Below are 13,897 nucleotides of genomic sequence, written 5' to 3'. Positions count from 1 at the left end.
ACGCACCGCTCGCGGCGTCTGTAGACAGTGACGTTCGAGGAGTTCGTGCACAGCCGCGGCGCGGCGCTGGTGCGCTTCGCCCGCCTGCTCACCGGCGACGACCACCGGGCCGACGACCTGGTGCAGGACGTCCTCGCGAAGGCGTTCGTGCAGTGGCGGAAGGTGTCGCGGGCCGACCGGCCGGACATCTACGTGCGGCGCATGCTGGTCAATGCCAACGCGTCCTGGTGGCGCAAGCGATCCAACGGCGAGGTGAGCGTCCCGGAGCCGCTGGAGGCGGCCAGCCCCGAGGACATCGGCACCGCGATCGCCGAGCGTGACCGGCTGCTGCGGCTCGTCGCCCGGCTGCCGCCGCGGCAGCGCACGGTGCTCGTCCTTCGCTACTACGAGGACCTGGACGACCAGAGCATCGCCGAGATCCTCGGCTGCTCACCGATCACCGTCCGCACCACCGCCCAGCGCGCGCTCGCCGCCATGCGGGCCCGGACCCGACGACCCGAGACGGAGCAGCCGGCATGATCGACGAACTCGAGCGGGACCTGCGCGACGCCTTCGGCACCCGGGCCGCCGCGCCCGTGGACACCGCGACCCTGGCCGCGAACGCGGTCCGGCGCGGCCGGCGGCGCCGGGCCTGGATCCTCGGCGGCCGCGCCGGCGCCGGCACCGTCCTGGCCACCGTCGCGGCGCTCACCCTGCTGCCGGGCGGCGGGCCCGGCCTCATGTCCGACGGGCCGCCCTCCCCGTCCCCGTCGCCCTCCTCGTCGCGCGCGGTCACCCTGTTTCCGCTCCCGGGGACCTTCGAGCGCGGCGCGGCGGCCGCGGGCCGGGTGCCGGACCTGCCGCTCGCGGCCGGAGCGCCCGCGGGCGCGGCCGCCGTCGGCACCGACCCCACGCTGCTGCACTTCACCATGGCCGGCTGGCTCGACCAGGCCGGCATCGTCACCTGGACCACCGGCGGGGGCGTCGAGACCCTGGACCGGCTCCGCTCCGACCAGCTGCGCCTCGGCGCCGGGCTGGCCCGCGACCCGGCCGGCCTCGACGCGTTCTTCGCCGAGCGGGCCCGCACCGAGTGGGCCGCCGTGGCCAAGGTCCCGCTGACGGTCGGCGGCCGCCCGGCCCAGGGGTACGCCGGTGATCACGAGTTCTCGGTGCGCTGGCAGCCCGCCGACGGCCTGTGGGCGCAGGTGTACCTGGCCCAGGCGAACGGGTCGCCCGACCTGGCGGCGGCCGTGGCCCTGACCGGCGACCTGCGCTTCGACCGGCCGCGCCGCTGCGCCTCACCGCTGCGGCTGGGCCACCTGCCACCCGGGGCCGCGGTCGTCGCGTGCTCGGCCGCGCTCACCGGCTACGACTTCCGCGACAGCACCGGCCGCCCGTCGCGGATCCTGCAGTCGGCGATCCAGGTCGGGGCCGGCCCGGCCCGCACGAAGGTCTTCCTGGACACGTTCTACGGGCCGCAGCCGGGCGCCGGGATCTCCCCGGGCCCGGGCATCTCCCCGGGCCCAGGCGCCTCCGCGGGCACCGGCCCGGCCGCGGCGACCAGCCTGGTGAACGGCTATCCCGTGGCGGTGACCGGCGGCGCGGAGCAGGCGGCGATCGCGGCCGGGCTGCGATGGCAGGGCGACGCGCGGGACCCCTCGACGTGGCCGGAACGGCTCGCCGGTTAGGACAATTCGCGACCGGACCCCGCCGATCGAGTGATCGGCGGGGCTGTTGCCGCGCATGTTGATCTATATACTGAGATCCTGTCAGGCGGCTCGGGGGTCGGATTCAAGATGTCCGCGGAGGCTGTGTGCTCTACTTCTTCCTCAGCTACGCGCGCGGTCCGGACGACCTCTTCGTAAGACGCTTCTACAACGACCTCTGCAGTGAAGTGCGGGTGCACGCCGGCGTCGGGCACGACGTCGAGGTCGGTTTCCTGGACAACCACAACATCGAGCCGGGCCAGCTGTGGCCGCAGGCCCTCGTCAACGCGATCGGCGAGTGCTCGAGCTTTCTCGCGCTCTACTCGCCGGCCTACTTCCTGAGCCGTCCCTGCGGCAAGGAGTGGCGACTGTTCGAGCAGCGGTCCAACGGCGCCCGGCCCGAGGACCCGAGCCGCATCCAGGGCCTGATCCCGATCGTGTGGCTGCCGCCGCGGGAGCTGCCGCCGGTCGCCCAGGCCGTGCACTACGACCTCGACGTGCCCGAGGACGACTACCGCCGGCGCGGCCTGCGCCAGCTGCTGCGATTACAGCGGATGCACGACGCCTACATCGACTTCCTCTCCACCGTCACCGAGCACATCGTCGCCGCCGCCCGCACCCCGCCACCGCCGCTGGCCTCCCTCGACCTGGACTTCGACCGGCTCGAGAGCGCCTTCCACGGCTCCGTCCGCGGCGCCGAGGACGGCGGGGAGCTGCCGGCCCGGTTCGGCACCGGGCAGATGATCCACTTCGTGATCGCCGCGCCGACCCGGGCCCAGGCCGAGACCGTGCAGCGCGACGGCGGCTTCTACGGCGCCGACGTGCTGGACTGGGCGCCGTTCGGGCCCGGGCAGCCGCAGCCGCTGCGGGACTACGCCCAGAAGGTCGCCTCCGAATACGGGTTCGAGTCGATGTTCACCGGGGTCGACCGGCTCGCGGACCGGGTGAAGGTGGCACAGCAGTACAACCACATCGTCGTCATGCTCGTCGACCCGTGGAGCGCGGACATCGCCGCCCACCGCGAACAGCTGCTGGAGTACGACCACCACCGCGATCACGTCTCCGCGATGCTCGTCGTGATGAGCGCGGCCGACCCGCAGACCCAGGCCCACCGGGCCCGCCTGGCCGACCTGATGCACGACACCCTCGGCAACAACGAGCGCCGCCTCGACGAGGTGATGCTGCGCCGCAGCGTGCTCACGTGGCCGTCGTTCGAGGCCGACCTCGCGGTCGTGCTGGCCGAGGCCCGCAACCGGCTCGTGGCCGACGGCCGCGTCTACCGCCGCCCGCCCCCCGGCGACTACGCCCCGCGCCCCATCCTCGAAGGACCGTAGGAGACACGATGACCGTGACCGAGCGGGCGCCGGCGGCGTCCGGCCAGATCGTGACCTTCTACTCCTACAAGGGCGGCTCCGGCCGCACGATGACCCTCGCGAACGTGGCCTGGATCCTGGCCAGCAACGGCTACCGGGTCCTCGTCGTCGACTGGGACCTGGAGTCGCCGGGCCTGCACCGCTACTTCCACCCGTTCCTGCTCGACAAGGAGCTGCGCAACTCCCCGGGCGTCATCGAGATGCTCACCGGCTTCGTCACCGCCGCGCTGCAGCCCGACCGCGACGACGAGCTCGGCTGGATCGACGCCACCGCCCAGGTCCTCGACCACGCCGTCTCCCTCGAATGGCGCTTCCCCGGCAAGGGCGGCGTCGACCTGCTCCCGTCGGGCCGCCAGACCCGCTCCTACGCGGCCGCGGTGAGCACGTTCGACTGGCCGAAGTTCTACGACCGGCTGCCCGGCGCGGCCTTCATCGACGCCCTCGCCCGCAACATGCGCCAGCACTACGACTACATCCTCGTCGACAGCCGCACCGGCCTGTCCGACGCGGCCGGCGTGTGCACCGTGCTGCTGCCCGACGTCGTCGTCAACTGCTTCACGCTGAGCATCCAGAGCGTCGACGGGGCCGTCGCGGTCAGCGAGTCGATCCGCCACCAGCGCCGCGGCCGGCCGCTGCGGTTCCTGCCGGCGCTGATGCGGGTCGAGGACGCCGAGCAGCTCAAACTGGAGATCGGCCGCGACTACGCCCGGCGGCGGTTCCGGCCGTTCCTGGAGCACGGCAGCCCGGACGAGGCCAACCGTTACTGGGGCGACGTCGAGGTGCCGTACAAGCCGTACTTCGCCTACGAGGAGATCCTCGCGACCTTCGCGGAACGGCCGCGCCTGGAGACCTCCCTGCTCGCCGCCTTTGAACGGCTGACGGGGGTACTGACACAGGGCGGCGTCCGCGAAATGCCCGCGATCGACGAGGCGGAGCGGCGCCGCTGGCTGCAGAAGTTCGAGCGGCCCCGGCCCAGTAGCGCCTCCGACGTGCTCATCAGCTACGCCGCCGTCGACCGCATGTGGGCCGAGTGGATTCAGCAGCGCCTGGTCGACGTCGACATGCGGGTCATGCTGCTGGACATCGACTCCGTCGCCGGCCCGCACTTCACCGGGGAGCTGGAGCGGCGGCTGGCCACCGTCGGGCGGACCCTGGTGCTGCTGTCCAAGGACTACGTCTCCTCGCCGCAGGCCGCACCGCTGTGGGCGCTGCTGGACAGCCGCAGCTCGGCCGGCACCCCGGCGGTCGTGCCGATCCGGCTGGACAGCACCCGGCTCAGCCCGCCGTTCACCGAGCGGCTCCCGGCCGAGCTGGCCAACCAGCCCCGCGACCGGGCCCACGAGGCGCTGCTGAGCGCGCTCGGCGTGCCGCAGCACTCGCCGAGCGGTGGCGTCCTGCTGGAGGAGACCGGGCCGCGGTTCCCGGGGGTACTGCCGCCGATCTGGAACGTCCCCCAGCGCAACCCGGGCTTCACCGGCCGCCGCGACACCCTCGAGCAGCTGCGCGACCGGCTGTCCGCGAGCGTCACGGTGGTGGTGCCGCAGGCCCTCTACGGCCTCGGCGGCGTCGGCAAGACCCAGGTGGCGATCGAATACGCGTACCGCTTCGCGGCCGACTACGACCTGGTCTGGTGGATCTCCGCCGAGCAGGTCTCCCAGGTCCGCTCGGCCCTCGGCGAGCTGGCCCGGGAACTCAGGCTGCAGGAGACCGACACCCTCGGCGAGAGCGTCCGGCAGGTCCGCGACGCGCTGCGCCAGGGCCGCCCCGGCCGCTGGCTGCTCATCTTCGACAACGTCGGCGACCCCGAGACGATCCGCGAGTTCATCCCGCAGGGCCCCGGCCACGTGCTGCTGACCTCCCGCAACCAGGAGTGGACGCAGGACGCCACGGTCGTGGAGATCACCACGTTCAGCCGGTCCGAGAGCATCACGTTCCTGACCCGGCGGGTCCAAGGCCTGGCCGTCGCCGACGCGGACGCCGTCGCCAACCGCCTCGGCGACCTGCCCCTGGCGATCGAGCAGGCCGCGGCCTGGCTGTCGGAGACCGGCATGCCGGTGATCCGCTACCTCGAGCTGCTCGACACCCAGCCGCTGCGCATCCTCGACGAGAACCCGCCCGTCGGCTACGACCGCTCGACCGCCGCGACCTGGCAGCTGTCCCTCGAACAGCTGCGCAAGCAGTCCCCGGCGGCCGCGAAGCTGCTGGAGATCTGCGCGTTCTTCGCGCCTGAGCCGATCCCGACGCGGCTGCTGTACACGCCCCGGTTCACGCAGCCGCTGCTCGAGTACGACCCGGCGCTGCACGACCCGATCCGGCAGGGCCGCCTGATCCGCCAGATCGGCCGCTACGCCCTGGCCTCCGTCGACTCCGGCCAGACCATCATGCAGATCCACCGGCTGGTGCAGGCCGTCATCCAGGACAGCCTCACACCGGCCGAGCGGGAGGAGAACCGCAAGCACGTCTACCGGGTCCTGGCCACCGCCGAGCGGGCCGACCCCGACGAGGTCGCCAGCTGGCCCGCCTACGCCCGGCTCCTGCCGCACGTGCGCGGCTCCCGGGCCAACCACTCCTCGGACATGCAGGTGCGGCTGTTCGTCGTCGACGTGGTCCGCTACCTGTGGTCCCGCGGCGACTTCTCCAGCAGCCAGGAGCTGGCCGAGGAGACAGTGCAGCAGTGGCGGGGCGACTCCCGCATCGGCGAGGACCAGGTGACGCTGCTGCTGGACTTCCACCTCGGCAACGCGCTGCGCTCCCAGGCCATGTTCGACCGGGCCCTCGACATCGACCAGCGGGCCCTGGAGCGGCTCAAGGAGACGGTGGAGGAGGAGGACGACCCCTACATCGTCATGACCGCCGGCGGCGTGGCCGCGGACCTGCGGGCACTGGGCCGCTTCGAGGAGGCCCGGGTCCTGGCCGAGGACGCCTACGAGCGAGCCCAGCGCACGTTCGGCGAGGACCACGACCGGACGCTGTCGGCCGCCAACAACGTGGCCGTGTCGCTCCGCCTCGTCGGCGACTTCAACGGCGCGGCCAACTACGACGAGGACACCCTGAGCCGCCGGCGCCGGGTGTTCGGCGAGCGGCACCTCTACACGCTGCTGGCCGCCAACAACTACGCACACGACCTGCGGGCCATCGGGCGTTTCGAGGAGTCCAAGGAGCTGCTGGACAAGGCCCTGCAGTCATACCGCGCGCTGCTCGGCGACTCCGCCCCGGCGACGCTGCGGGCGGCCAAGAACATGGCGGTGACGCTGCGCAAGCTCGGCGACATCCGGGCCGCCCGCCAGCTCACCGGGGACACCCTGCAGCGCTACCGCGACCTGCACGGCGAGGAGCACCCGGACACGCTGTCGTGCCTCATGAACGCCGCGTTCGAGGAGTCGGCCCTTGGCAACGGCGAGGCCGCCGAGCGCATCGCCCGGCAGGTGCTGGCCGGCTACGAGACCCTGTACGACGAGCGGCACCCGTTCCGGCTGGCGGCGCTGAACAACCTGGCCATCTTCGTCCGCCTCAACGGCGCGGCCGAGGCCGCCCGGGCGCTGTCGGACCAGGCGGCGGTGCTGTTCGAGCGGGCGCTCGGCGCCGAGCACCCCTACACGCTGTCGAGCCGGATCAACCTGGCCAACGCGCTCGTCGACGCCGGGGACCTCGAGGCCGCCCGCGCGATCGACGAGAGCGTGACGGCGGCGTTCGACCGGGTCCTCGGCCCCGACAACCCGGACTCGCTCGCGGCCGCCGCGAACCTCGTGGTGAGCCGCCGCAGCACCGGCGACGGCCCCGGCGCCGACGAGCTGCTCACCGCGACGCTGGACCGCAGCCGCCGCCGGCTGGGCGGGAACCACCCCAACACGGTGGCGATGGAGGAGGGCCGCCGGCTCAACTGCGACATCTCCCCGCCGCCCACCTGATGTTCTTCGTGGGCAAATGGCGGCCCGCAGCGCCTACCGCATCGTGCAGGTGTCGGCGGCCACCGGACTGGCGCTGCTCGTCGTCGCGTTCGCGGTCTGCATGACGACCTCGCAGGCCAGCCTGCAGATTGTGGCGGCCGGTCTCGCCGCGATCGGCACCGCCGTCTCGGCCTACGTCGGCGCCACCTCACTGACCGTGTGGAACCGGGCGCTCTCCCAGTTCAACCTGTTCGACCTGCAGCCGCTGATCATTCGCCAGCTGGCCGCGGCCCGCGAGGTCCTGGACAAGTTCGAATCGCCGGAGCGCCACGACGCCGGGCTCGAGCGGATCATCGCGACCCGCCCGAGCACCAAAGCCGGCTGAACGCCGGCCAGGAGTCCCCCGGCCGCCCGGCCGCCGCGCCCTGCGATCCGGGTGGCGCCACGCTCGAGCGCGTGCTCCAGCGCCGACGCCAGGGGCACCGTCAGCGCCAGGTCGACGGTGAGGCGAGCCGCGGTGGCCGCGCAACGCGACCGGGGCCCGAAGCCGTGGCCAGCAGCTCGCCGACGCTGTCGAGCAGGACCTTCGTCTCCCGCCGGGCCGGGTTCAGCAGGGGCGCCAGCCCATTCGGCACTGGCGTGCACCAGCGGATCCGGGTCCAGGGTGCGGTGAGCTCCGGCGGCCGGCCGGTGCGGCGGACGAGCACGTAGTCGTGCCGCGGCGGGTGAGGGGCGAACAGCAGCCAGGACGGGATGAGCGAGCACGCGTCGAGCGCGCGGAGCCGGCGGGACAGCGGGCCGGGCACCTGGCACAGCAGCGTTACCGCGGTCCACACCGTGAGGACGGCGGCGAGCAGTCGTTCCGCCATGCCGGCCAGCGTATGGCCGGCCTGGCCGGTCGCGGGCCGGATAGTCGCCGGCCCACGCTGATGGGCGAACGGGCGCGCCGAAGCGCGCGCTCTACGCGCGGCGGGCGCCGGCGGGCCAGATGACTTTCAGTGGCAGGGCGGCGGCGCGGGCTCGGGTCACGACGTCGGCGGTGCCGCCCGGGGGGCCGTGGTCGTGGCCGTCCCAGACGGCGAGCAGGCGGTCGACGCGGGCCAGCATGATGTGGTTGGCGGCGACGTAGGCGCGGCGGCCCGCGTGGCGTTCGCCCGTCGGGACGACCGTGGCCGCGGCGGCCAGGAGGGTGTCGAAGTCGTCGCGGCGGTCGGGGGCGACCAAGCGGCGGTAGTCGGGGGCCGGGAGGATCACCTCGTAGGTGCCGCCGACGGCGTCGACGGCGCGGGCGAAGAGCTGGTCGGCGCCGTCGGCCAGGCAGGTCACGCCGATGAGGCCGGGGCCGGCCGCGGACAGCTCCGCGAGCAGGGCGGCGTAGATGGCTTCGGCGGTGCCGTCGGTGAGGTTGGTGTGGCCCGTGATGCCGATGCGCATGCGGTCCCCCCAAAGGTCAGCCGGTCGTGGCGCGGATCGGTTCGTGCAGCCGGACGATGGTGAAGCCCTCGTCGGCCAGCATCTCGGTCATGTAGCGCACGGCGTCGCGGGCCTTCTCGCGGCCGGGCTCGGGCAGATCCTGCCATGCCACCAGGTCCGGGTGGCGGCGGCGGCGGTCGTCGCGCCGCGTGTCGTGGCGCCAGCCCCGGCCTTCGCGCTCCGCGCACCAGCGGCCGTGCTCCAGCTCGGCCAGCTGCTCCAGCTCGCGCTCGGTGATCAGGCCGTCCTCGCCGTTGCGCACGGCGATCACACAGCCGATCGCCTGCATCTTGGCCGCGATGCCCTGGACCTGGGCCCGGTTGGCGTTGCGCATCGACTCCGACAGCTGCGACCAGGCGACGGCGCTGGTCGGGCTCGCGTTGCCGTGCGTCGTCTGGAGGTACCGCTGATGGAAGCGCATCGCGAGGCGCTCGGTGAGATCCTCGGCGATCAGGTGCGCGTCGCACGCACGGGTCGTGATCGGGTACACCCGCAGTTTGCGCCCGACCTCGTCGAGGAGGTCGTTGTGCTCGCCCCCGTGGAACGCGTCGGCGAGGGCGGTGGCCCGGTAGGTGCAGACGAAGACGGCGTCGCTGACCGCCAGCCACAGCTCGGTGCTCTCCAGGGCCAGGTCGAGCATCCGCTCCTCGTCGCGGTGGCACAGGTAGATGCGGTCGTAGCGGGCCGGCCGGGTGATCCGCGGCAGCCAGGTATCGAGGAGCTCGTTGTGGGCGCGGACCCGGCAGACGGAGTCCAGGAACGGGAACCGGGCCAGGAGGGTGGCCAGGGTGCGGCCGGCGTCGGTGCCGATGACGTCGATCTGCAGCTGGTCGCGGCGGCCGCCCCGCGATCGCCAGTAGCGGGCCGTCTCCACCAGCAGGACCCGCGGGAACGAGCCGTCGCCGGAGATGAGCAGGCGCACGGGCGGGCCGCCGGGCTCGGGCGAGCGCAGCGGGTTGAGTCGGTAGAGGGTCCGGGCGGCGGCGTCGTCGACGTGGAAGTAGTCGAGCCGGAAGCGGTTGGAGCCGGCCGCGCCGAGCCGCCGGGCCTGCAGCAGGTGGCACGTCTGCTGGCGGTTGAGCTGCACGTAGATCCACGGTGAGGAGCGCCGCAGCTGCAGCTCGGTGCCGGCGGTGACCGACACGGCGTGGTTGAACTGATCGTCGTCGCCGCAGATGTAGAGGTATCGGGCCCGGCGCAGGCCCGCGGCCCGCAGCACCTCGGACGAGCGCGGGTCGCCGGAGACGCCGAGGAACCGGCGGTGGCGCAGTTCGAACGCGCGGATCGGCGCGGACCGCACGACCACGACCCGCTCCCCGGTGGCGAACAGCTGCTCGGCCAGGGCCTTGGCGAACGGGGTGTCACCGCAGACCACGGCGTGCCGGCGGGCGGTGCGGGAGCGCAGTTTGCGCAGTTCCCCGGCGAGCAGCAGGCGGATCGTGTCGACCAGGGTGGCGAGGGTGAACAGCGGGGCCAGGAACCGCGCGTACTGCAGCTCCCACGGCAGCGGCGCCTGCGGGTCCTGCAGCGGATCGGAGCCGAGCACATAGAGCTGGAATGTGTAGTAGAACGTGTCGAACCAGTCCCGTTCCGCCCGTTCCGCGGCGAGAAACTTCCGCATGCCGATCAGGCCCAGAATCAGCGCGACGATTCCGGCAATACCGAACACGGTCCGCAGAATGGTCGCACCCGGCCGGCCCCCGCCCCGCTCCGGCCCTGCCACCGCCCACCCCTGTCAGGCGACACCGGCCTCGTCGGTTGAGACCTGGTCGGCCGGCGCCAACTTTCCTAAAGGACTATCCCGGATCTCCAGTGTGCGGTAATCGAAGCCTGACTCATAGATGCCGATGCGTGAGGAATTTCGCATGAATGTTTTGGCGACGGCCCGGATATCGGGGACGATCGACGGGTGCCGCAGCAGCCAGAGGGTCGCGTCGTCACGTTCCACTCCTTCGCCGGCGGCTCGGGCCGCACGATGGCGGCGGCCAACACGGCCTGGATCCTGGCCGCGGCCGGGCGGCGGGTCCTGGTCGTCGACTGGGATCTGGAATCACCGGGCCTGCACCGGTACCTCCACCCGTTCCTCGACACCGCCGAGGTCGACCGGGCCGGCGGCGTCACCGACCTCTTCCGCCGCTTCGAGCGGGCCACTGTCGACCCCTTCGCGGTGACCCCGCCGGTCACCGTGCACTGGCCGCACTTCGCCGGCGGCATCGACTTCCTCCCGGCCGGGCGCCAGGACGCGGCCTACGCCGGCACGCTCGGCGGCCTCGGCGGGCTGGACTGGGACGACTTCTACCGCGCGGGCGGCGGTGAGTTCCTCGACGCGCTGCGCCGGCACATGAGCGTCCGCTACGACTACACGCTCATCGACAGCCCGGCCGGCATCGGTGACCTGGCCCAGATCTGCCTCGCGCACCTGCCTGACGACGTGCTGGCCTGCTTCACGCTCAGCGCCAAGAGCATCGAGGGGGCGGCCCGGGCCGCGGCCGCCACCCGGGAGGCCGAGCACCCGCCGCGCGTGCTGCCGGTGCCGATGCGGGTCGACCCGGCCGACCGGGCCCGGGCCGAGGCGGGGCGCCGGGCGGCCCAGGAGCGGCTGGCCGGCCTGCCCGCCGGGCTGAGCACCGACGAGGCCGACGCCTACTGGCGCGACGTGCAGGTGCCCTACCAGTCCGCGTACGCCTACGAGGAGGTCCTCGCGACCCTGACGGACCTGCCGGGGCAGCCGGACTCGCTGCTGGCCGCCTACGAGCGGCTGGCCTGGTACCTCACCGACGGCACCGTGAAGGGCCTGGCGCCGGTCGATGAGCAGCTGCGGTACCGGGCCGCCGCGCAGTACCTGCGGCTCACCACGACCCGCGAGGACCGGGTCCTGCTCCGGCACACCCCCGAGGACCGGGTATGGGCCGAGTGGATCGCCGAGACCCTGGCCGCGGCCAAGGTGACCGTCATACACGGCAACGGCACGCCGGCCACCGGGGCGCCCCGCGAGCTGATCGTCATCTCGGCCGGCCGCGGTGCCGCCGACGCCCAGCGCCGCTTCGCCGGCCGGGCCGCCGGTCGCCCGCCGCTGGCCGTCTACACCGACGGCGTGGCCGAGCTGCCCGCGTTCCCCGACCACGCCTCGGCCCGCCTCGACGGCCTCGGCGAACCGGAGGCCGCCCGGGCCCTGCTCCGCCTGGTCGGCCGGGACGAGGAGCCCCGCCGGGCCGGGGCCCTGCGCTACCCGGGTGTCGAGCCGGCCTGTTTCCAGGCCCCGGCCCGGCCCGCGGGGTTCACCGGGCGCCAGGCCGACATCGACCGGCTCCGCGACCGGCTGCGCCCGGACGAGCACGGCGGGCCGCGGCCCGGGCCGGTCGTCCTGCACGGCCTGGGCGGGGCCGGGAAGTCGACGATCGCCGCCGAGTACGTCCACCGGTTCCGGGCCGCCTACGACCTCGTCTGGTGGCTGGACTGCGGCGCGCTGGACGCGGGCGTCGAGGGGCTGGCCGGCGCGCTGGGGGTGGCGCCCGCGGCCGTGCTGGGGGCCCTGCGCCGGGGTGAGCCGCACCGGCGCTGGCTCGTCGTGCTCGACGACGCCGAGGACTACGAGCAGGTGAAGCGGGTGCTCCCGCAGGGCGGCGGGCAGGTCCTCATCACCTCCCGGAACCTGTCCTGGGGCGGCGGCTTCGCCTCGGTGCCGGTGGCGGTCTACGGGCGGGAGGAGAGCATCGTGTACCTGCGCCGGCAGGTCCCGGAGATCACCACCACGGAGGCCGACGCGGTCGCGGAGGCCCTCGGCGATCTCCCGCTGGCCGTCGCGGCGGCGGCCCAGGCGCTGCGGGCCCCGGGCGCGACGGTCGCCGGCTACCTCGCCCGCATCGGCCGCGACCGCCTCGAACTGCCCGCCGTCGAGGGCGCGTTCGACCGCTCCCTGGCCCGCCTGCGGGCCCAGTCGCCGGGCGCGCACCGGCTGCTGCAGCTGTTCTCCGTGCTGGCACCGGACACCGCGACCGGGGTCGTGTACAGCGACGCCATGGCCGAGGTCCTCAAGCCCTACGACGAGTCCGTCGCCGACCGGGTCATGCCGGCCGCGCTGGTGCAGCAGATCAGCCGGCTCGGCCTGCTGCGCCCCGACCTGCCCGGCGGCCGCATCCACATGCACCCCCTGCTGCAGCGGGTGGTCCGGGAGCGGATGACCGCCGAGGACCGGCGCGAGGCCCGCCACCAGGTCCACCTGGTCCTGGCCGGGCTGAGCCGCGGCCACGACGTCGACGACCCGCGGTCCTGGCCGCAGTACGAGCTGATCTGGCCGCACCTGGACACCTCCGCCGCCGCCGAATGCCGCGACGAGACGGTCCGCGGCCTGGTCGTGGACCGGGTCCGGCGGCTGCGCCACGCCGGCGACACCGGCCGCGGCGAGCGGCTCGCGCTGCGGGTCGAGGCCGAGTGGACCGGGCCCGAGCACCAGCGCCGGCTGCAGCAGCTGCGCGGCGTGCGGGCCGGGATCCTGCGCGACCAGGGCCGCTACACCGAGGCCCTGACCCTCAACCAGGAGGTGGCCCGGGAGCAGGAGCGGCTGCTCGGCCGGCACCACCCGGCGACCCTGGCCACCCGCGACCGGCTCGCCGCCGACCTGCGGGCGCTGGGGCAGTACGCGGACGCGCTGCACCTCGCCCGGCGCACCTACCGGGCCTGGTCCCGGGTCGTCGGGGCCGAGCACGCCCGCACCCTCAACGCGCTCAACGGCCTGGCCACCGCCTACCGGGCGGCCGGGCGCTACCGGGCGGCCCGCCGCTGCGACGACCGGGTCCGCACGTTCCGGCCGTTCCCGGGGCCGGACCGGGACCCGGCGGTCCTGCGGGCGGCCGCGAACCTGGGCCGCGACCTGCGCGACGCCGGGCTCTACACCGAGTCGGCCGAGCTGCTGCGGGCGCTGGAGCCGGTGTGCGCGGCCACGTTCGGCGAGCACTCCCGGGCCGCGCTGAAGGTCCGCACCAGCCGCGCGGTGTCGCTGCGCCTCGACGGCCGGGCCGCGGAGTCGGCGCCGCTGCTGGAGAGCGCCTACGAGCAGCTCGCCGACGGCGGCGGGCCGGCCGGGCCGGAGACCCTCGCCTGCCGGCACAGCTGGGGGCTCACCCTCCTCGCGACCGGGCACGTGGAGCGGGCCCGGGCCGAGCTCACCGGCGTCGCCGAGCGCTACCACGACCAGCTCGGCCCGGACCACCCGCGCACGGTCACGGCCCGGGCCAACCTGGCCCTCGTCGCCTGGGCGGCCGGCGAGCGCGACCTCGAGCCGGCGGTGCGGGCCGCGGCCGAGCTGGAGGCGGCGCTGGGCGCCAGCCACCCGCACGCGCTGACCGCCGCGATGAACGCCGCCCTCCTCGCGGACGAGCCCGATGCCGTCGCCGGCCTCGCCGAGCGCCTGCGCCGGGTCCTCGGCGACGACCACCCGCTGGCCGCTGTCCGAAATCCGACAACCATCGATCCCTACTGA

At 74.1% G+C, this 13,897-nt stretch carries 9 protein-coding genes; 6 read left to right on the top strand and 3 right to left on the bottom strand.

Going from position 1 to position 13,897, the window contains the following annotated elements; genetic code table 11:
* Positions 1-27 precede the first annotated feature (27 nt).
* The 5 genes from ACIA8L_RS24915 to ACIA8L_RS24895 all read left to right on the top strand — a co-directional run bounded on the left by ACIA8L_RS24915 (position 28) and on the right by ACIA8L_RS24895 (position 7,330).
* Positions 28-519, top strand: coding sequence for a SigE family RNA polymerase sigma factor (locus ACIA8L_RS24915; RefSeq protein ID WP_395908490.1), 492 nt, complete (start codon positions 28-30; stop codon positions 517-519).
* On the top strand, positions 516-1,667 hold the full coding sequence (locus tag ACIA8L_RS24910; protein ID WP_395908488.1) for a hypothetical protein: 1,152 nt from the start codon (positions 516-518) through the stop codon (positions 1,665-1,667). Before ACIA8L_RS24915 ends, ACIA8L_RS24910 begins: the two co-directional genes overlap by 4 nt.
* A 125-nt stretch (positions 1,668-1,792) precedes the next feature.
* Entirely contained in the window at positions 1,793-3,019 is a 1,227-nt protein-coding gene (locus ACIA8L_RS24905; protein ID WP_395908486.1) for a TIR-like protein FxsC, read from the top strand.
* A gap of 8 nt (positions 3,020-3,027) precedes the next feature.
* Complete coding sequence (gene fxsT, locus ACIA8L_RS24900; RefSeq protein ID WP_395908484.1) at positions 3,028-6,966, top strand: FxSxx-COOH system tetratricopeptide repeat protein; 3,939 nt, start codon at positions 3,028-3,030, stop codon at positions 6,964-6,966.
* Between the two features lie 16 nt (positions 6,967-6,982).
* A complete protein-coding gene (locus tag ACIA8L_RS24895) occupies positions 6,983-7,330 on the top strand; it encodes a hypothetical protein (RefSeq protein ID WP_395908482.1) in 348 nt (115 codons plus the stop codon).
* Positions 7,331-7,430: 100 nt separating this feature from the next.
* Here ACIA8L_RS24895 and ACIA8L_RS24890 read toward each other — a convergent pair whose 3' ends face one another.
* The 3 genes from ACIA8L_RS24890 to ACIA8L_RS24880 all read right to left on the bottom strand — a co-directional run bounded on the left by ACIA8L_RS24890 (position 7,431) and on the right by ACIA8L_RS24880 (position 10,087).
* Entirely contained in the window at positions 7,431-7,814 is a 384-nt protein-coding gene (locus tag ACIA8L_RS24890; protein WP_395908480.1) for a hypothetical protein, read from the bottom strand.
* Between the two features lie 91 nt (positions 7,815-7,905).
* Complete coding sequence (locus tag ACIA8L_RS24885) at positions 7,906-8,379, bottom strand: hypothetical protein (RefSeq protein ID WP_395908477.1); 474 nt, start codon at positions 8,377-8,379, stop codon at positions 7,906-7,908.
* Between the two features lie 16 nt (positions 8,380-8,395).
* Positions 8,396-10,087, bottom strand: a complete 1,692-nt coding sequence (locus ACIA8L_RS24880; RefSeq protein WP_395908475.1) for a RyR domain-containing protein — start codon at positions 10,085-10,087, stop codon at positions 8,396-8,398.
* Between the two features lie 240 nt (positions 10,088-10,327).
* Between ACIA8L_RS24880 and fxsT (ACIA8L_RS24875) the strand changes: the two genes are divergently transcribed.
* On the top strand, positions 10,328-13,897 hold the full coding sequence (gene fxsT / locus ACIA8L_RS24875) for an FxSxx-COOH system tetratricopeptide repeat protein (RefSeq protein WP_395908472.1): 3,570 nt from the start codon (positions 10,328-10,330) through the stop codon (positions 13,895-13,897).

This window comes from Dactylosporangium sp. NPDC051541 (assembly GCF_044454505.1).
Taxonomy (GTDB): domain Bacteria; phylum Actinomycetota; class Actinomycetes; order Mycobacteriales; family Micromonosporaceae; genus Dactylosporangium.
The sequence above is the reverse complement of the archived record's forward strand: the minus strand, read 5'-3'. Positions and strand labels throughout refer to the sequence as shown.